15 protein-coding genes are annotated in these 18,465 nt (G+C 62.0%); 3 read left to right on the top strand and 12 right to left on the bottom strand.

Features of this window, described 5'->3' with window-relative positions; translation table 11 throughout:
• Nucleotides 1–162 precede the first annotated feature (162 nt).
• Nucleotides 163–924: a GNAT family N-acetyltransferase gene (locus HDE75_RS02930; RefSeq protein WP_183676300.1), complete on the bottom strand. Its 762-nt coding sequence runs from the start codon at nucleotides 922–924 to the stop codon at nucleotides 163–165.
• Between the two features lie 157 nt (nucleotides 925–1,081).
• Between HDE75_RS02930 and HDE75_RS02935 the strand changes: the two genes are divergently transcribed.
• The gene (locus HDE75_RS02935; RefSeq protein ID WP_183676299.1) at nucleotides 1,082–3,376 is read left to right on the top strand and encodes an FdhF/YdeP family oxidoreductase; all 2,295 of its coding nucleotides are present in this window, start codon (nucleotides 1,082–1,084) and stop codon (nucleotides 3,374–3,376) included.
• Here the strand turns inward: HDE75_RS02935 and fdhD are convergent.
• From fdhD to HDE75_RS02965, 6 genes are all read right to left on the bottom strand, one after another.
• Nucleotides 3,366–4,202 (bottom strand): formate dehydrogenase accessory sulfurtransferase FdhD, encoded by an 837-nt coding sequence (gene fdhD / locus HDE75_RS02940; RefSeq protein WP_183676298.1) that lies wholly within the window; start codon nucleotides 4,200–4,202, stop codon nucleotides 3,366–3,368. The genes HDE75_RS02935 and fdhD overlap by 11 nt on opposite strands.
• Nucleotides 4,203–4,293: 91 nt before the next feature.
• Nucleotides 4,294–4,950, bottom strand: coding sequence for a hypothetical protein (locus HDE75_RS26910; protein WP_183676297.1), 657 nt, complete (start codon nucleotides 4,948–4,950; stop codon nucleotides 4,294–4,296).
• Nucleotides 4,951–5,040: 90 nt separating this feature from the next.
• Entirely contained in the window at nucleotides 5,041–6,498 is a 1,458-nt protein-coding gene (locus tag HDE75_RS02950; protein WP_183676296.1) for a Ppx/GppA phosphatase family protein, read from the bottom strand.
• Between the two features lie 170 nt (nucleotides 6,499–6,668).
• Nucleotides 6,669–7,751 carry a calcium:cation antiporter gene (locus HDE75_RS02955; protein WP_183676295.1) on the bottom strand — a complete coding sequence of 361 codons (1,083 nt, stop codon included), beginning with the start codon at nucleotides 7,749–7,751 and terminating at the stop codon, nucleotides 6,669–6,671.
• Nucleotides 7,752–7,871: 120 nt separating this feature from the next.
• Entirely contained in the window at nucleotides 7,872–9,023 is a 1,152-nt protein-coding gene (locus HDE75_RS02960) for a GGDEF domain-containing protein (protein WP_183676294.1), read from the bottom strand.
• A 36-nt stretch (nucleotides 9,024–9,059) separates the two neighbouring features.
• Nucleotides 9,060–9,335 (bottom strand): hypothetical protein, encoded by a 276-nt coding sequence (locus HDE75_RS02965; protein ID WP_183676293.1) that lies wholly within the window; start codon nucleotides 9,333–9,335, stop codon nucleotides 9,060–9,062.
• Between the two features lie 411 nt (nucleotides 9,336–9,746).
• Here HDE75_RS02965 and HDE75_RS02970 point away from each other — a divergent pair, with 411 nt between their 5' ends.
• The gene (locus HDE75_RS02970; RefSeq protein WP_183676292.1) at nucleotides 9,747–12,623 is read left to right on the top strand and encodes a bifunctional diguanylate cyclase/phosphodiesterase; all 2,877 of its coding nucleotides are present in this window, start codon (nucleotides 9,747–9,749) and stop codon (nucleotides 12,621–12,623) included.
• Nucleotides 12,624–12,688: 65 nt separating this feature from the next.
• Here HDE75_RS02970 and HDE75_RS02975 read toward each other — a convergent pair whose 3' ends face one another.
• The 4 genes from HDE75_RS02975 to HDE75_RS02990 all read right to left on the bottom strand — a co-directional run bounded on the left by HDE75_RS02975 (nucleotide 12,689) and on the right by HDE75_RS02990 (nucleotide 17,153).
• On the bottom strand, nucleotides 12,689–13,570 hold the full coding sequence (locus HDE75_RS02975; protein WP_183676291.1) for a LysR family transcriptional regulator: 882 nt from the start codon (nucleotides 13,568–13,570) through the stop codon (nucleotides 12,689–12,691).
• An 80-nt stretch (nucleotides 13,571–13,650) separates the two neighbouring features.
• Nucleotides 13,651–14,268 carry a PAQR family membrane homeostasis protein TrhA gene (gene trhA / locus HDE75_RS02980; protein ID WP_183676290.1) on the bottom strand — a complete coding sequence of 206 codons (618 nt, stop codon included), beginning with the start codon at nucleotides 14,266–14,268 and terminating at the stop codon, nucleotides 13,651–13,653.
• A 104-nt stretch (nucleotides 14,269–14,372) separates the two neighbouring features.
• Nucleotides 14,373–15,881: an NYN domain-containing protein gene (locus HDE75_RS02985; RefSeq protein ID WP_183676289.1), complete on the bottom strand. Its 1,509-nt coding sequence runs from the start codon at nucleotides 15,879–15,881 to the stop codon at nucleotides 14,373–14,375.
• Nucleotides 15,882–15,992: 111 nt separating this feature from the next.
• Nucleotides 15,993–17,153: a dienelactone hydrolase family protein gene (locus HDE75_RS02990; RefSeq protein ID WP_260173632.1), complete on the bottom strand. Its 1,161-nt coding sequence runs from the start codon at nucleotides 17,151–17,153 to the stop codon at nucleotides 15,993–15,995.
• A gap of 216 nt (nucleotides 17,154–17,369) precedes the next feature.
• Between HDE75_RS02990 and HDE75_RS02995 the strand changes: the two genes are divergently transcribed.
• Complete coding sequence (locus HDE75_RS02995; RefSeq protein WP_221291745.1) at nucleotides 17,370–17,732, top strand: flagellar basal body protein; 363 nt, start codon at nucleotides 17,370–17,372, stop codon at nucleotides 17,730–17,732.
• A gap of 26 nt (nucleotides 17,733–17,758) precedes the next feature.
• Here HDE75_RS02995 and HDE75_RS03000 read toward each other — a convergent pair whose 3' ends face one another.
• A complete protein-coding gene (locus HDE75_RS03000; RefSeq protein WP_183676288.1) occupies nucleotides 17,759–18,355 on the bottom strand; it encodes a TetR/AcrR family transcriptional regulator in 597 nt (198 codons plus the stop codon).
• Between the last annotated feature and the right edge of the window lie 110 nt (nucleotides 18,356–18,465).

Raw genomic sequence — 18,465 nt, forward strand, 5'->3', positions numbered from 1 at the left:
ACCATTCGCGCAGTTCGTCCAGCATAAAACGCACGAACACCCTGCCGAAGAAGCCCAGCCCAAAACATGCTGTCCGTTTCTCCCGCACCTCTCCTGCAACAACACCTCAGACAAGACAAGTGCAGCCGCCAATAGCACGGCCGCAGCCCGATCACGTCAAAATCAGTCCGCCTTCACGCCATAGTGACGCGCATACCGTTCGTCCAGATTCGCCAGCGGCATCATCATGAACATGTCCGCGCTTTCAAAATCAGGATCCCAGGCAGGTTCGCCGCAAATCCAGGCGCCCGAACGCAGATAACCCTTGATCAGCGGCGGCACTTGCGGCTTGTGCGCTGCTTCCACCTGGTGGATAGGGAAAGGCAGGTGCGGCGTAACGCGGTATTCCGACGGCGCCAGATGCTTTTCCGCCAGCGCCTGGTACACGGCGACGGCATTATGGCCACCATCGGCCAGGCTGATGCTGGCGCAGCCCACCAGGTAATCGCAGCGTTCGCGGCGCATGTATTCGGCCAGGCCGGACCACAGCAGCATGATCACGCTGCCGCCCCGGTATTTGGGATGGATGCAGGCGCGCCCCGCTTCGACCATGCGGCCGCGCAGATTGTTGAGGCGGCTCAAGTCGAACTCATTTTCCGAGTACAGACGGCCTATCTTGGCCGATTTGGCCGCGCTCAGCACGCGGTAAGTGCCCACCACTTTCAGGGTATCGGCGTCGCGCACGATCAGATGATCGCAATGGGCGTCGAACTCATCGCTGTCGAGACCATCGGCATTGGCCAGCGAGGTCAGGCCCATGCTTTCAATAAACACCTTGTAACGCAGACGCTGCACTTCGCGTAATTCCTTGGCCGTGCTGGCCACGCTCAGTACCAGTTGAACTGGCCGGGCCTTGGCTTCGTTGGACGCGATAATGTTTTGCATGGTTTCATCCTTTGTGATCAAGACGGCTCCAGCGTACTTGTCTAATATGTCAGGAAAATGACAGTCCAATGTCATTTCCATGACCTATGTCAAAGCAGCGAGCTGATCAGGCATAATTGCCACACTCCCTCCCTTTTACGACAGGCAGGCACACGCCATGGATGAAAAAGACAGCAGTCACATCAAGCCCTACACACGGCCAGCCGCCGGCTGGGGCGCCCTGAAACAGGTGGCCATCACCCTGCACCAGGAAAGGGTGGCGCCCGCCAATCTGAAGGCCCTGCTGGCGCAAAACCAGCCCGACGGCTTCGATTGCCCCGGCTGCGCCTGGCCCGACAGCAACCATCAGTCCACCTTTGCCTTTTGCGAAAACGGCGCCAAGGCGGTGGCCGCCGAAGCGACCAGCCGCCGCGCCGGCCCCGAGCTGTTCGCCAGCCAGACTGTCACGCAATTGATGGCGCAATCGGACTACGCGCTCGAACAATATGGCCGTTTGACCGAACCGATGGTCTACGATGCGTCCAGCGACCGCTATGCGCCAATCAGCTGGGAAGACGCCTATGCCATGGTGGGCCGCCATCTGCGCGCCCTGCCCGATCCTGATCAGGCGGCCTTTTACACCTCTGGCCGCGCCAGCAATGAAGCCGCGTTTTTGTACCAGCTGATGGCGCGCCTGTACGGCACCAACAATTTCCCCGACTGCTCGAACATGTGCCACGAAGCGACCAGCCGGGGCTTGCCGGCCACCGTCGGCATCGGCAAGGGCACGGTCACGCTGGACGACTTCGCACTGGCCGACACCATCATCATCTTTGGCCAGAATCCCGCCACCAACCACCCGCGCATGCTGGGCGAGCTGCGCGAGTGCGCACGCCGCGGCGGCAGCATCGTTTCCGTCAACCCCCTGCGCGAACGGGGCTTGCAACGCTTTATGGATCCGCAAAGTCCGCTGGAAATGGCCACCCTGGGCAGCACGCGCATCGCCGGCCTGTTCGTGCAGCCGACTCTGGGCGGTGACCTGGCCCTGATCAAGGCCATCGCCAAGCGTGTGGTGGAGCGCGATGATGAAACCGGCGGCATCATCGACCACGCTTTCGTGCAAGAGCATTGCAGCGGCTTTGACGCCTTTTGCGCCGACCTGCGCGCAGAAAGCTGGGAACTGCTGGTGGCCGAATCAGGCGTGACGCGCGAACAGATCGAGGCCTTGAGCACCATTTTTATCGCTGGCCAGCGCATCATCGCCACCTGGGGCATGGGCCTGACGCAGCACAAGCAGAGCGTGGCCGCCATCCGCATGCTGTCGAATTTGATGATGTTGCGCGGCCAGATAGGCAAGCCAGGCGCCGGTCTGTGCCCCGTGCGCGGCCACTCGAATGTGCAGGGCGACCGCACCATGGGCATAGAAGAACAGCCGACCGGCGCCTTCCTCGACCGCCTGGGCCAGGTCTATGGCTTTACCCCGCCGCGCGCGCACGGCCACGACGTAGTGGCGACTATCGAAGCCATGCAACGCGGCGACGTCAAGGTCTTCATCGCCCTGGGTGGCAACTTCGCCGCCGCCACGCCCGATACGCCGCTCACCTACGTTGCCCTGCGCCAGTGCGAGCTGACGGTGCAGATCGCCACCAAACTCAATCGCAGCCACCTGGTGATCGGCAAGCAAGCGCTGCTGCTGCCCACCCTGGGGCGCACGGAAATCGATCTGCAGCACGGTGTGCCGCAGGGCGTGACGGTGGAAGACTCCATGAGCATGGTGCATATCTCGTTCGGCCGCAATGCACCGGCCTCGCCGCAGCTGCGCTCGGAAGTGGCCATCGTGGCCGGCATGGCCGCAGCCACGGTGGGAAGTGAACTGGTGGACTGGGCTGCCTATGCGGGCGACTATGCACGCATCCGCGACGATATCGAAAAAGTGTTCGACGATTTTTACGATTACAACGCCCGGGTGGCCAAGCCGGGCGGCTTTCATTTGCGCGTGGCCTCGCGCGAGCGTGACTGGAAAACCGCCAGCGGCAAGGCCAGCTTCATCGTCGCACCGATCGCTCTGGACACGCCGCTGCACCGGGCAAGGGAGCGGCATGGCCAACGCCTGATGGTGCTGATGTCGACGCGCTCGCACGACCAGTACAACACCACCATCTATGGCATGGACGACCGCTACCGTGGCGTGTATGGCACGCGCCGCGTGGTCTTCGCCAACCAGGCGGATATCGACATGCTGGGATTCGAAGATGGCGCCAAGGTTGACCTGATCGGCGCCTGGGATGATGGCGTGCAGCGCCGTGCCGACGACTTTTTACTGGTCGCCTACGACATTCCACGCGGCTGCCTGGGCGCCTATTATCCGGAGACGAATGCGCTGGTGCCGCTGGCCAGCACGGCCGATGGCGCGGGCACACCGACCTCGAAGTCGGTGCCGGTGCTATTAGAGCGCAGCAGCGTTACAGCGTGATGCCGGGCGTGTAGTCAACGTAGGCGTCCTGGCGGCAGAAGCCCACCAGCTTCATGCCTGCCTGCGTGGCGATCTTGATCGCCAGCGAGCTGGGAGCGGAAATGGTCGCCAGCAGGGGAATCTGCATACGCGCAGCCTTGCGCGCCAGTTCATAACTGCCACGGCTGGACAGGAATACGAAACCGCGCCGCATGTCGATGCCATTCAATGCCAGGTGGCCGATCAGTTTATCGAGTCCGTTATGGCGGCCGATATCCTCGAAGGCGTACAGAATCGCGCCGTCGGGAGCGCACCACGCGGCCGCATGCACGCCACCGGTCGCCTGCATCAGCGCCTGGTGTTCGCGCAAGCCATGCGAAGCGCGCGCCAGGGCTGCCGGCAAATCGATTTGAATCAGGGCTGGCGGCATGGGCGCAGGCTGCAAGTCCAGCATTTCCAGGCTGTCGATGCCGCACACGCCGCAGCCGCTGCGGCCCGTCAGCGCGCGGCGACGGTCTTTCAGGCGCACGAAATCCTCTTGCGCAATCGTCATCGCCACTTCGGCGGAATCAAGGCGTAAAAAGACTTCGCAGTCGAAAATGGCGGCGGCCGACGAGACTATGCCTTCCGTCAGCGCGAAACCATGGGCAAACGCTTCCAGGTCGCGCGGCGTGGCCATCATGACGGCGTGCGAGATACCATTGAACACCAGCGCGACGGGGATTTCCTCGGCCACGTGGTCGATAGCAGGAATGGAAACCAGCGAAGCAGGCGATGCGCCGCCGCGATGGCGGACGATGGTGCGTTCGACAAAGCCGGCGCGTTCGATTTCTGCTTCTTCAGACATGGCAAGCACAATGGGAGCTATCACAAGCTCCCATGGTAAACCAGAATCGGAAAACGTGGCGGAGAGGCACGCAGCCCCTCAGCCCGGGGCATCAATCCTTCTTCGGACGGCCCGTTTTCAGTTGCGGCAAACCTGCCAGCACGTTTTGCAGGGTCGCCAGGTCGATCTGGCTGATCAGCGCCACGCCGATGCGCAGCAATTCGCTTTTCTTGATTTCAAAACCAGCCTTCAGGCAAGCCTTCTTGACCTGGCCCAGAACCTCATACTCGGCTTCCGGCATGGTGAAGCTGTCGCGCACCAGTTTCGGCTTGCGGGCTTTTTCCTTGGAGACGGCCGGCGCCTTGGCGACAGGCTTGGCGACTACCTTGGCGGCAGGTTTCACCGCAGCTTTCGCAACTGGCTTGGCAGCGGCTGCCTTGGCGGCAGGTTTGACTGCCACCTTGGCCGCTGGCTTTGCTGCCACTTTAGCCACAGGTTTGGCAGCAGGCTTGACCGCCGGCTTGGCTACCGGTTTGGCCGCGACCTTGGCAGCGGCTTTCACGGGCGCCTTGGCAACAGGTTTCACGGCAGCCTTGGCAACGGTGGCTTTGGCGGCCGGTTTGGCGGCGGCTGGTTTTGCAGCAACCGGCTTGGCCGCGTTGATCGATGCGCTGGTAGGGAAGATCGAGACGGGGGCCGACGCAGGAGCGGCCGTAGGGCTCGATGCAGGCTTGGCGGCGGCTTTTTTCACTGGCACAGTTTTAGTCATGGTTTTTCCAATTTAAAGAATATAAACAATATATACTGTTTTTTTAGAACTTGCTTGCAAAACATGAATTGTTACATAGTCCGCTAAGGGCTATGCGCTGGCGCGGATGGTGAAATCGACGCCTACTTCATCCCAGAACTCCTGCTCTTTCTCGATCCAGAATGACACCGTCGGGTGATGCGCCACCCAGCTGCGCTTGATATCGAGCTCGATGCGGCTCTTCATGCGCAAGCGCAGTTCGCTGAAGTCCGCCTCGATACGCGCGTGCATCAGCAAAATCGACAGGCGCAGCGCCAGCACGGCCTTGGCAAAGTCGGGGTCGGCCAGCGCCTCGCCCACCTTGCGCAAATTGCCCTTCTGCGCCAGGATCAAACGGCTCATGGTTTTTTGCTCGCGCGTGGTAAAACCGGGCAAGTCCGCGTTCTCGACAATATACGCCGCATGCTTATGGTAACCCGTCTGTGACACGGCCAGCCCCACTTCATGCAGCAGGCCGCCCCAGCGCAGGCATTTGACCAGCGCGTCGGAAGTCGGCTTGAGCTGCGCATACATGGCCAGCGCCTGCTCGGCCACCCTGCCTGCACGGCGCTGGTCGATATGGAATTTCTCCATGCAGCCCTGCACCGACTGCTCGCGGCGGTCCCGCTTGGTCGACCGCAGGTACAAGTCCCACATCACGCCCATGCGCAAACCAGCCTCGATTGGCGTCATGACAGGGATCGCCAGTTCGCGGAACAGGCCGATCAAAATGGCCAGGCCGCCGACGATGGTGCTGGCGCGGTCCGGGCGCAAACCGGGCATGTCGATCTTGCTGGTGTGGCCAATTTCAATGAAGCGGCGCGCCAGCGCGTCGAGACTGGGGCCAGTCAGCAGGCCATCTCCCAGCTTGTTGCGGGCGATGATGTCGGCGATCGTGCGCATGGTGCCCGACGATCCGTAGGCGGTCTTCCAGTGCTGCGGGCGATACGGCGGCGCGGCATCCTCGAAATGGCTGCGCGCCGACAGAATGGCCGCTTCGAACGATGGCGCATCGATGCGCCCGCCGATGAAAAAGGACAGGCTTTGCTTGACGGTGCCCAGGCTGAACGACTCGACCCGCTCTGTATCCTGGCCACGGCCCAGTATCAACTCGGTCGAACCGCCGCCGATGTCCATCACCAGGCGCCGCTCGGCAGGAATGGCCAGCGCGTTGGCCACGCCCATGTAGATCAGGCGTGCCTCTTCCTCGCCAGAGATGATTTCGATCGGATAGCCGATGGCTTGTTCGGCCAAGGGCAAAAAAACGGCGCCATTGCGCGCCACGCGCATTGCCGAGGTGGCCACCACGCGTACGGCGTCGAGTTCATAGTCGGCCAGCACGGCGCGAAAACGCCGCAAGCAGGCCAGCGCGCCCTGCATCGCCGCCTCGGTCAGGTCGCCGTCGGCGTCCAGGCCAGCGGCCAGGCGTATCGGATCGCGCACGCTTTTGAGCACGCGTATCGCCTCGCCATCATGCTTGCCTATGTGTAAACGAAAACTATTGGACCCCAGGTCCACCGCTGCATACATTCTAGCCTCTTGTCTTGTCGGTGCATTGCCATTGCGATATGCATGCAAGTCAGCGACCGGCATGCAAACCATATAAATCATTTAAACGATTTAAAAATGCTACCACACTACCCCCATCGTATGACAGCAGCATGACAGGACGGTGACAAAACAAGGGCCAGCAACAAAGCTTAAGGAACGATGGTCGTAAACAGGTACACGGCAAAAATCACCAGGTGGATAGTGCCCTGCATGACCGTGGTACGGCCCGTGCCCAGCGACAGGGTGGCCACCATCAGCGACAGCAGCAACAGCACGGTGGACTTGATATCCAGGCCCAGTGTGACCGTCAGTCCAGTTGCCAATGACACCACCACCACGGCAGGAATCGTCAAACCGATACTGGCCAGGGCGGAACCGAGCGCCAGGTTCAGACTTGTTTGAAGGCGATTTGCGCGTGCCGCACGCACCGCAGCCAGGCCTTCGGGCAGCAGCACGATGGCGGCGATCACGATACCGACCAGGGTTTTCGGCGCCCCGATGCCGGCGATCGCCGTTTCCAGTGCGGGTGCCAGCGATTTGGCCAGCAGCACCACGGCGCCCAGGCATACCAGCAAGGCGCCGGCACTGATCCAGGCCACGGCAGGGGTAGGCGGTTCGGCGTGCACTTCTTCGTCGCCCACGGCTTCCTTGGGCAGGAAGTAATCGCGGTGGCGCACCGTCTGCACCAGCACGAACGTGCCGTACAGGACCAATGAAATGACAGCGATGAAAATCAGCTGGCTGGAATTGTAGAATGGGCCGGCCGCGCTCGAGGTGTAATTGGGCAGCACCAGGGTCAGGATGGCAATCGCCGCCAGGGTCGCCAGCGAGGCGCTCACGCCCAGCAGGCCGAAGCTCTGCTCCTTGTGGCGGCCGGCGCCCAGCAGCAGGCAAATGCCGACGATGCCGTTCAGGATGATCATGATGGCGGCAAACACGGTGTCGCGCGCCAGGCCTGTGGTTTCCGGCCCGCCGGCCAGCATCAGCGAGACGATCAGCGCCACCTCGATCAGGGTCACGGCCAGCGCCAGCACCAGGGTGCCGTACGGTTCGCCGATACGGTGGGCCACCACTTCCGCGTGATACACGGCGGCCAGCACGCTGCCGATCAAACCGATCACCAGCAGGATCTGGTAGGCGCCGCCGAAGCCCAAGCCGGCTCCCAGCAAAAACAGCCAGCCGGCGATCGGTGCGGCCAGCGGCCATACGGGAATGGATCTGATACTTTTCATGAGTGAGCCTGACAAGAGTGAACGGAGGAAGTGCATGCGAAAGACGCACGCAGACGGCGGCGGCAGGCGCAGTCGTCTGCTGCATCTTAACGTACTTAGCTTAAATGAAAGTTAGGAGATTCACACGTCCAGTGTGCTGGCCGGCTGCGCCTCCATCACGCGGTTGCGGCCAGCCTGCTTTGCCGCCTGCAGCGCTTGGTCGGCGCGCTTGAACAGGCTGACCGTGCTGTCCTCGGCACGCACGGTCGTCACGCCCAGGCTGGCCGTCAGGCTCAATACGGCGCGCTCTGTCTTGACAGGCAGGCTGGCCACGGCGGCGCGGATGCGCTCGGCCACCATCAATGCGTCGGGCAAGGTGGTGCGCGGCAGCTGGATGGCGAATTCGGCGCCGCCCAGGCGGCCCATCAAGTCGCTGTCGCGCAATTGCTGGCGGCAGATATCGACCACTGTTTTGAGCACGGCGTCGCCAACCGGATGGCCATAACTGTCATTGACGCGCTTGAAGTGGTCGATCTTGAGCACCACCAGCGCCGTCGGCAGGCCGGGACGGCGCGCCAGCGCCATCCACGGCGCCAGTGCCTGGTAAAAGCCGCGCCGGTTCGGCACGCCGGTGGCCGTATCCTGCACTTCCAGGCGCGCCAGCTCCAGCGCCAGATTTTCACGCGACAGCAGCAAATAGCCAAACGCATTCGCCAGCATCATCAGATACAAAGCAGTAAACCCGGCCAGCTGCATCCATTCCCCGTCAAGGCCAGGCGCCAGCACGGACAGCAGGCCACGCACCGCGATCAGCAGCGACAATAATCCCATGCTGACGGCCAGGTAGCGGCGAAGCATGGTCGCTTCCAGCCACTTCAGGCACAGCGCGGCCACGCCGGCCAGGAAGAAACCGGCCACGATCAGCGCGGCAGCGGCGCTACGCAGCACGGGCGCCACATCGGACAGGTAGCAAACGCCAAACAGCGCCACGGCCAGACCCAGCGCCGGCAGCGCGATGCGGCGCCAGCGGAGGCGCCCGGCGAGCTGCCACAAGGCGCCCGCATCGAGCGCCATGCCGGCAAACAGCAAACTGTTAGCCAGCAAAATGGAGAGGAAATCAGGCAGCACGCCTCTGAAATACAGCAAACACCAGGCGAGCGCCTGGCACTGCTTGGCAACCGCCCAGGTCGACATACCGAACGGCTTCCTGCGTTCGTACTCGAAGAAGAACAGGGCCGCGCACAGGCTCAGATTACCGAGCGCCAGGGCCAGTACCAGGGTCTGGATATCCATGGGGACCATGCTAGCGCCGCTCAGGACCGCGCGCCATCAGATTTCATGTTCGACATTGGTGCTGCCATCGCCTACCTTGCTGGCCCAGGCTTGCACGAAATACTGCTTTTCCAGCTCGCCGGGCGCCTCATGCCAAAAGACGATCAGGGTGCCCTTGTGGTCGTGGATCTGCGCCACTTTTTCAATGAAAACAGGATTGCCCGCCTGGTCCGCCAGCGCCGCCGCATACCCATATACGCGGGTCAGCCGCTCGATACGATCGGGTTCGGTAAAACTATTCGTCGCCGTAATGATGGGGTGATCCAAAAACATGTCGTCTCCGTGGCGCCTGTTACGGCACTGCATTGCAGCAGGTAGCCAGCCCGCGCCCTCTCTGAGTGGAGGATGAATCGGCTCTCCACTGAGTATCAACCGATGAGTATCAGATGTGCACCAACCATGCAGCAACTACGTATCAATTGACTATCAATCGGCTATGCTCACGGGAGCTTATCAGATTTCTTCTAATGCAACAAAACATCGCTCATAAAGTAGCGGCGAGCATGCCGCCCGGAGCTGGCGCGGGCGGCAGTCAACGATTGCTTATTGCCTTTTTGCATATACTTGGCGCAAAATCTGCATGGAGGCCGGGGTTTATGACAAACTACCGCCTTCGCGGCCCCGCAGGCGCCGTTGAACACGGCTCCCCCACGATATTGTCCCTGAAGCGAGATAGGAAAACCCATGCTGCGTGGCCGCCTGCCATTGTCCATTTCCACCGCGGCTGCGCTGACCCTGGCTTGCGGCTTGTGCGTGACAGGCGTACTGTTTGCCGCCATCAGCCAGCTTGAATACGACAAGATGACCCTGAGCCTGCAACAGCGGGCCGGCGCACGCGTGGCCGTTATCGAACGCGGCATCGATGACGCGGTCGAAGTACTGAACACCACGAACCAGCTGTTTGCCGCCATCGTGCCCGTCACGCGGGAACAATTTCGCGACTTCACCGCGCCGCTGCTGCAGCGCCATCCCTACATCCAGGCTTTCAGTTTTCACCGCCATGTGCCGCAAGCGCAGCGCCCTGCGTTCGAAGCCGATTTGCGGCGTATCGTACCTGGCCACAGCATCACGGAATTGCGCGATGGCCTTGTGCGGCCGGCCACTGACCACGCCAACTACCTGGTGATCGATTACCTGGAACCACTGCAAGACAATATCGCCGCCTTCGGCTTGAATGTACGGCCCAATGGCATTCTGGCAGATGCGCTGGAACAGTCCCTGCAAAGCAGCCAGGCCACCGCCACCGGCCTGCTGGCCCTGGCCCAGGGAGTGCAAGGCAGCTTTGTCATCCTGCGGCCCGTCTATCGCCATGGCTTGCCGCTGCATACGCTGGAACAGCGGCGCGCGGCACTGAGCGGCGAAACGGCGGTGGTGATACGCAGCCGCGAACTGGTATGGAAAATCCTCTCGCGCGCCGACCTGCTGAGCGACCCGCAACTGGAAGTGAGTGTCTACGCCAGCGCCAGCGCCGATCCGCAAACGCTGATCTTCCAGCATGGGCAACCCGGTGCAAACAAACACAACAGCGGCAGCTCCAGGCTACCCCGCTGGCTGAGTTTCGACTACCACAGCCATTACGATAGCGCCTTCGCCTCCGCCGGCCGGCCATGGCATGTGCGCGTGGTAGCCCATCCACGCCCCTTCCTGGCCGACCATCTGGGCTCGCTGCTGACGCTGGCCGCAGGCTTGCTGTTCAGCGTGCTGACTGCCGCCTTCGTGCAGTCGCTGACACAGCGTTCGCGCCGCGTGCAAAAGCTGGTCGAACAACGCACTGCCGACCTGAAGCACAGCAATGAGCTGCTCAGTGCAGACGTGCGGGCGCGCCAGCGTACGGAACGGGCGCTGCAGGAAAGCGAAAAACGCTTTCGCCGCCTGCTGGCCCTGTCGTCGGACTGGTACTGGGAGCAGGACGTCAATCTCTGCTTCACCCACATCACCAGCGGTTTCAGCGACAAATCGAATATGCCGCCGGAACGCTTCATCGGCATGACGCGCTGGCATCATCATCCCGAGATGCGCAATGCGCGCTGGGGCAAACAGCATATCGCCCAGCTCGAAGCGCGGCTGCCCTTCTCCAACCTGGAATACTCCATGCAGGACCGCGATGGGCAGTTGCGCTGGTTTAGCATCAATGGCGAGCCGCTGTTCAATGAGCTGGGCGAGTTCCGGGGCTACCGCGGTACGGGTTCGGATATCACCGAACGCAAGCTGGCCGAACAGCAGATCCAGCACATCGCCCATCACGATGTGCTCACGGGCCTGCCCAACCGCGCGCTGCTGCGCGACCGCCTGACGCAGGCGATGGCGCAGTCGCGCCGCAAGGGATGTCCGCTGTGGGTGCTGCTGATCGACCTGGACCGCTTCAAGTTCGTCAACGACAGCCTGGGCCACAAAGCCGGCGACCTGCTGTTGAAAACCATCGCTGCGCGGCTGATGGCAAGCCTGCGCGATAGCGATACCGTGGCGCGTTTGTCGGGCGATGAATTTGTCGCCATCTTGAGCGAACAGCCCGACGAAGCGCTCAGCGCCGCCATCGTACAGCGCGTGATGGACACGGTGGCGCAGCCGGTCCTGCTCGATGGCAAGGAGTTCTTTGTCACCTGCAGTATCGGCGTGGCCGTGTACGACGGCTCGCAGCACAATGCACCGGGCGACGTCACGCTCAACGGCGAAACGCAGAACCTGATCGAACAGGCCGACATCGCCATGTACTGCGCCAAGAAGCAGGGACGCAACAACATCAAGTTCTACACGTCCGCCATGAACCAGGCCACCTTGGAGCGGCTGCGCATCGAAACGGCGCTGCGCAACGCGCTGGAGCGGGAGCAGTTCGTGCTGCATTACCAGCCGCAGCTGGACCTGGCCAGCGGCCGCATCGTCGGCGTGGAAGCGCTGCTGCGCTGGCGCCATCCTGACCTGGGCATGGTGGCGCCGCAGCGCTTCATTGCGCTGGCCGAAGATACCGGCCTGATCGTGCCGATCGGCGCCTGGGTCTTGCGCCAGGCTTGCGCGCAAGTACAGGCCTGGCATGCGGCCGGCCTCGGTCCGCTGCGCCTGGCCGTGAACCTGTCGGCGCGCCAGTTCAATGAACCGAATCTGGTGGCGTCGATCGCCACGGTACTGGCGGAAACGCAGCTGCCGCCAGCATGCCTGGAGCTGGAATTGACGGAAAGCCTGTTCATGCACGACGTGGCGCTGGCGGTCAGCCAGCTGCACGATATGAAGGCGCTGGGAGTACAACTGTCGATCGACGATTTCGGCACCGGCTATTCCAGCTTTGCCTATTTGCGCACCTTCCCCATCGACGTGCTGAAGATCGACCGCAGCTTTATCAACGACGTGGCCCGCGACGCCGACGACGCGGCCATCGTAGTCTCCATCATCGCGCTGGCGCACAATCTGAAACTGCGGGTAGTGGCCGAAGGCGTGGAAACGGCCGAACAACTCGATTATTTGCGCCGCCATGGCTGCGACGAAGTGCAAGGCTTTTACTTCAGCCAGCCGCTGCCGCCGCAAGAGATACAGCCGCTACTCCAGCGCGATTCTTGCGTAGTGCAGTAAGGCCACTGGCGCAGGGCGGTGGCCATCACTGCCCCCTGTGCTTTGTCACATAGGCCAGGCTGCGATTACAATTTTTGCTGCAGGAATTCCAGGAAACAACTGATGCGCTGCGATAGCTGCGTGTTGCGGTAGTAGACGGCGTGGATCTGCTGGCGGTAGCCCGTATAAAACGGCTGCAGTATGCGCACCAGGCGGCCGGCAGCGATGTCATGCTTCGTCATGAAATCGGACAGGCAGACGATGCCCTGGTCGTTCAGCGCCAGCTGGCGCAGGGTTTCGCCGCTGGAGGCAGCCAGCGCGGGCACGATCTGCAGGCTGTTGCCCGTTGCGTGGCGCAGCGGCCAGTTGTTGCCCAGTTCGTACTGCGCAAAGCCCAGCAACGCGTGGCCGGCCAGTTCTTCCGGCGTGCGCGGTTCGCCATGGCGCGCCAGGTAGGCTGGCGTGGCCAGCACATGCAGCGGACTGGAACTCAAGGCGCGCGCATGCAGGGTAGAATCGCTGAGCGCACCGATGCGGATGGCGATATCGGTACGGTGTTCCAGCAGGTCGGCGATCTGGTCATTGCTGCTCAATTCCAGGCGAATGTCCGGATACATGGCGCGAAACTCGGCCACATGGGGCACCACGCAATGGAGCATGAAGGGCGAGGCGGCGTCAACGCACAAACGGCCGGCCGGCTTCTGGTGGCGGATGCGGATCGACTCCTCCACCTCTTCCATTGCATCGAGAATGGTGCGGGCCCGCTCCAGGAACAACTGCCCTTCTTCCGTCAATTCCATGCGCCGCGTGGTACGCGTCAGGAGCGATGTGGCCAGCTTGTCTTCCAGCCGCGACAGGGCGCGGCTGACACCCGACGTAGTTTGCCCCAGATGCACGGCGGCCGCGCTCAGGGTGCCGCTGTCGATCACGGTGACGAAGATTTTCAGGTCGTCTGAATTGATGTCCATTGCTGCCTTATTGTTGCCTTAGTTTCACATATCGCGCCATTATAGTGGAATCATGGCAACAGTGAAACCGACAAACAATATCAGGTAACGTAGAACAAAATGGCGGCAAAATGGCAGCAACTGCCCGCCAGTACGAACAGATGCCAGATGCCGTGGCCATGGCGCAGTTTGTGATCGGTGGCATAAAAAACGATGCCGCCCGTGTAGCACAGGCCGCCAGCCACCAGCCACAGGAAACCGTTCCACTCCAGCGCCGCCAGCAGCGGCTTGATGCCGATCACCACCAGCCAGCCCATGGCCACATAAATCACCAATGACAGGATGCGCGCTCCCCTGGCGTACAGATATTCCTGGGCGATGCCGAACAACGCCAGCCCCCACACGACGCCAAATAGCGACCAGCCCCACGGCCCGCGCAGGGTCACCAGCATGAAGGGCGTGTAAGTGCCTGCTATCAGCAGATAGATGGCGCAGTGGTCGAGCCGCTGCAGCACCGCCTTGGCCTTGCCGCGCACGCTGTGGTACAGGGTAGATGTGAGATACAGGGTCAGCAGCATCGCCGCATAGACGCTGCAGCTGACGATTTTCCACGGGTCGCCCGTGCGGGCCGCGGCGACAATCAGGATGATGCCGCCGATGGCAGCCAGCGCCGCGCCTACCGTATGGGAAATGCTGTTGAACCGTTCGCCGTAGTACATCGTGGACCGCCCGCCGCATTGAAAACAGGCTTATCGTACACGGTTGAGGAAAAAAGCCGGGGCAGACGCGTCGCATCTGCCCCGGCCACAGCTTACTGGATCACTTAAGCTGCTTCAGCCTTCTTGCGCGCAGGACGGCGCGGCGCCGTCTTGCGTGGCGCCTTGGCCGGCTTGTCTTCGGCCACTGGCGCAACTTCCACTGGCGCCGCTTCGACCACGGGCGTGGCTTCGACAACGACTTCGGCCGCTTTCTTGGCAGGCTTCTTCGCCGCCGCCACCTTGCGTGCCGGCGTACGCGGCTTGGCTTTCGGCTTGGCCTCGGCAACCGGCTCGGCAACCACTTCGATTACCGGCACAGCTTCTGGAGCTGGCGCCACGACCTCCGCAACCGTTTCGACAACAGCCGCCCGCGCCTCGCGGCCGGTATCACGGCCAGCGTCGCCGTTCTTGCGACCGCCACGGCCATTACGGCGCGAACCGCGCTTGGCGTTGCCTTCTTCCGCCACGGCAGGCGCTTCCGCCACCTCGGGCACGGCTTCAATCTGCGGCGCTTCCTGATACTGCTCAAATGCGACGGCAGGCGCTTCCGCCTCGGCCACCGGCACGACAGCTTGTGGCGCCGCTTCATTGCGGCGGTGATCATTCTGCTTGCGTCCACCGCGGCCATTGCGGCGCGATTCGCGGCGGCCGCCTTCACGCTGATGCTCTTCCGGCGCCGCGACAGCATCCACTACCACGGCTTGCTGCTCGGTCTCGGCATTGGCATCAACGACAGGCGCAACGGCAGCTGCAGCGCCGCTGCTGCGGTAAACATACGCGCCCGACTTTTCATCGCGGCCAAATTCCAGCAAGCCGCGCGTTTGCGCTTCTTCCAGCAAGTTGCCGAAGGTGCGGAAACCGTAATACGATTCGCTGAAATCGGGTTTGCGGCGCTTGATCGCCTCCTTCAGCATCGAAGCCCAGATCTTGCCGCTGTCGCCGCGCTCGGAGACCAGCGCATCGAAGGTGGCGACAGCCATCTCGATCGCCTCGGTCTTGCGCGACTCGTATTTTTCCTTGCGGCGCACTTCTTCGTCCGGCGAGCGCTTGACGGCTGGCGTTTCGCGCGCATCGCGCTTGGCAGCCGTGCGGCGGCTTTCGCGCACCAGGTCATCGTAGAAAATGAATTCGTCGCAGTTCGCCACCAGCAAGTCGGAAGTCGACTGCTTGACGCCCACGCCGATCACCTGCTTGGCGTTTTCACGCAGCTTGGAGACCAGCGGCGAAAAGTCGGAATCGCCACTGATGATGACGAAGGTATTGACGTGGGCCTTGGTGTAGCACAGGTCGAGCGCATCGACCACCAGTCGGATGTCGGCCGAATTCTTGCCGGACTGGCGTACATGGGGAATTTCGATCAATTCGAAATTCGCTTCATGCATGGTCGACTTGAAGCTTTTATAGCGGTCCCAGTCGCAATACGCCTTCTTGACCACGATGCTGCCCTTGAGCAGCAAGCGCTCGAGGATAGGCTTGATATCGAATTTTTCGTAGTTTGCATCGCGTACGCCAAGTGCGACGTTTTCAAAGTCGCAAAATACGGCCATGCTGAGGTTTTCTGGGGATGACGCCATAGGGGTGTATTCTCGCTTGAAATAAGGGCGGATGGGAGGCTGTGAGCTTCCCTTTTCCCCTAGTATATTCGCCCGCTCCCCATTTCGGCGACAACTATCGTGCGAACCCGCCTATTCGGCGCCGCCGGCGGCGCTGGCATTGCCGGCATTGAGGCCGCCCGGCCAGACCACGCTGTCGTCCACCAGATACAAATGACAGGGCTTGCTGCTGCTTTGCTGGCACGAAGCCAGCGCGCGGTAATCGGGACTCTCGCCCTCTTCGGCCCAGCCCCAGGCGCCCGTTTCCGAGACGGCGAACGCGCGCGGCAACTGCTTGCCGAGGAGATCGCGGTAGGCGACGCGGCCCTGTTCAGCCAGGTAAGGCACCGCGCCCACATCGTCCAGCAGCGCAAAATGCGTTTCGGGCAGTGGCGGCGGATCGATCACGCTATACACAGTTTGCGTCGGCATGCCGATCGCTTCCAGGAAGCGCTCGACCCTGGGCAGCCAGACGGCCACGCCATCGCGGCTACCCAGGGTCAGGTGGGCGTCGCGCTTGAAGGCGCTATAGGCAAACAACTCAGCCTTGCCGCCCGATCCCGTATAGGAATGGTACCAGCGCTGCGCCAGTTGCGGGCCAAAATAGGAATCGTTGGCCCCATACAGCCACAGGCTGGGCACGTGGCTGTAGGCGCCAAAGGTGGCATAGGCTTTGGCCAGCGCAGACTGCCAGTCGCAAACGGGCTTGTCGACGCGCAGGCCGCCGGCAAAATTGAGCAAGCCACGCACGCCGGGCAAGCTGGCGGTGTCCAGCGCCAGCGCCGCCAGCCCGCCATACGACTGGCCTGCCACGACAATGTGTTCCGGGTCAACCCAGCTCTGGCGCCGCGCATAAGCGAGCGCATCGAGCACATCGCGCGCCTGGGCGAGACCGTTGGCCGTCATGTCGCAGCCATAGTCGCGGTAGGCGCCGGTGGATAAGGCAAAACCGCTGCGCATCGGCAGCATCACGGCATAACCGCGACGCACAAACTCGGTCGCCATATAGATGAAACGCTCGCGCTTTTGCTGCCTGGCTGGCCCCTCCTGCTTGCCATGATTCATCAACAGCAAGGGAAACGGGCCGGGGCCGCTGGGGCGAAAGATGGTGGTTTCCAGCACATCGCGCCCGCCGGGACCGGCAGGCACCATGACGATCTGCTCATTGAGCCGCGTATCGAGCGGCAGTGCCACCGGCAGGCGCTGCGCCAGCGACGGCGTGCAGAACAGGCATAGGCACAGCAGTGCCAACAAGGGAAAATGCGGGCGGAAAATGGCGGGCTCCAGGGAATGAACCGATCAATCCGGAGCAGTCTAGGCAGCAAAACACACTTTCTCAATGTTAAAAAGTTACTGCATACAATTTTTTTATGGCAAGAGTTAAGCGGACCGCCGCCATTGAATGTTGCCGCGCACCAACCACTTTGACGACAAAGCGGAGTACACTCAACCTACTTTCAAGGAACCGCCATGTCCATTTCCGCTCTCACCACCGGCACTGCAGGACTGACCGCCAACCAGCGCGCGCTGGATGTATCCGCCAATAATATTGCCAATGTCAATACGCCCGGCTTCCAGCCGCAAAACGCGAACTTCCAGGAAAACAGCCCCGCAGGCACGGGCGTGACGCTCTCGGTAGAAGGGCGCAAGCTGGCCGCCGATGATCAGGCAGGCAGGACGGAAAACAGGCTGGCCGAGAACCGCCCCAGCGGTGTGGGCCTGGCCTCGGAACTGACCGATACCCTGGTCTACAAATCGGGCTTCAACCTGTCGGCCAATGTCGTCAAGGCCGCCGACCAGGCGCTGGGCAGCCTGATCGACGTCAAGTCCTGATCAGCCGCAACTAGCAAGACCGTAGTCTAGGCCAGTGCCAGATCGAGTGGCGCCATGGCCGGAACGATCAGCGCCAGCAGGCGTGCTGCGGCAATGCCATCGCGCGCCTGCACCGACAAGCCATGCAGCAGCGCCGCATAATAATCGCCCAGCGCCTGCACATCGGCGTCTTCGCGTAGCTCGCCCTTGGCTTGCGCGTCGCGCAGGCGTTCGATGAGACTTTGCGTGCGTGCGCGGCGGTGCTGCGCCAGCCAGTCGGCGATACCGGCGTTTTCCGCACTGGTGTTGGTGGCCGCCGTGACCACCATGCAGCCTTGCGGCTGGCCGCTGCGCGTGTACAGCAGCACGGCTTCTTCCAGCATGCGGACCAGCGCGTTACGTACGTTGAGCCTGGCGGCCAGTGCGTGCACGGCAAAAGCGCCCTCGCCTGTTTCATACAACTCCACCGCTTCGCGAAATAACTGCTCCTTCGAGCCAAACGCCGCATAGATGCGCGCCGAAGCGATACCCAGCGCCGCGACCAGATCGGCCATCGATACCCCTTCATAACCACGCGTCCAGAACAAGTCACGTGCTTTTGCCAACGCCTGGGCGCGGTCAAATTCCCTCGGTCTTCCTGCCATTATCATCCTCTGCTAGCAAACTGGCGGCCAGTATAACGCCTGGCCGCGCGAGCCGTTTGCGCTTTTATTTTCCATCGACATCTTGACCGCAGCAGCAATTTCGCCTATTC

The organism is Janthinobacterium silvisoli (assembly GCF_014200725.1).
Classification (GTDB): Bacteria; Pseudomonadota; Gammaproteobacteria; order Burkholderiales; family Burkholderiaceae_D; genus Janthinobacterium.

Coding starts and splice junctions, on each gene's coding strand:
- HDE75_RS02930 (WP_183676300.1), bottom strand. CDS start 924: ATGCAAAACATTATCGCGTCCAACGAAGCCAAGGCCCGGCCAGTTCAA.
- HDE75_RS02935 (WP_183676299.1), top strand. CDS start 1,082: ATGGATGAAAAAGACAGCAGTCACATCAAGCCCTACACACGGCCAGCC.
- fdhD (WP_183676298.1), bottom strand. CDS start 4,202: ATGTCTGAAGAAGCAGAAATCGAACGCGCCGGCTTTGTCGAACGCACC.
- HDE75_RS26910 (WP_183676297.1), bottom strand. CDS start 4,950: ATGACTAAAACTGTGCCAGTGAAAAAAGCCGCCGCCAAGCCTGCATCG.
- HDE75_RS02950 (WP_183676296.1), bottom strand. CDS start 6,498: ATGTATGCAGCGGTGGACCTGGGGTCCAATAGTTTTCGTTTACACATA.
- HDE75_RS02955 (WP_183676295.1), bottom strand. CDS start 7,751: ATGAAAAGTATCAGATCCATTCCCGTATGGCCGCTGGCCGCACCGATC.
- HDE75_RS02960 (WP_183676294.1), bottom strand. CDS start 9,023: ATGGATATCCAGACCCTGGTACTGGCCCTGGCGCTCGGTAATCTGAGC.
- HDE75_RS02965 (WP_183676293.1), bottom strand. CDS start 9,335: ATGTTTTTGGATCACCCCATCATTACGGCGACGAATAGTTTTACCGAA.
- HDE75_RS02970 (WP_183676292.1), top strand. CDS start 9,747: ATGCTGCGTGGCCGCCTGCCATTGTCCATTTCCACCGCGGCTGCGCTG.
- HDE75_RS02975 (WP_183676291.1), bottom strand. CDS start 13,570: ATGGACATCAATTCAGACGACCTGAAAATCTTCGTCACCGTGATCGAC.
- trhA (WP_183676290.1), bottom strand. CDS start 14,268: ATGTACTACGGCGAACGGTTCAACAGCATTTCCCATACGGTAGGCGCG.
- HDE75_RS02985 (WP_183676289.1), bottom strand. CDS start 15,881: ATGGCGTCATCCCCAGAAAACCTCAGCATGGCCGTATTTTGCGACTTT.
- HDE75_RS02995 (WP_221291745.1), top strand. CDS start 17,370: ATGTCCATTTCCGCTCTCACCACCGGCACTGCAGGACTGACCGCCAAC.
- HDE75_RS03000 (WP_183676288.1), bottom strand. CDS start 18,355: ATGGCAGGAAGACCGAGGGAATTTGACCGCGCCCAGGCGTTGGCAAAA.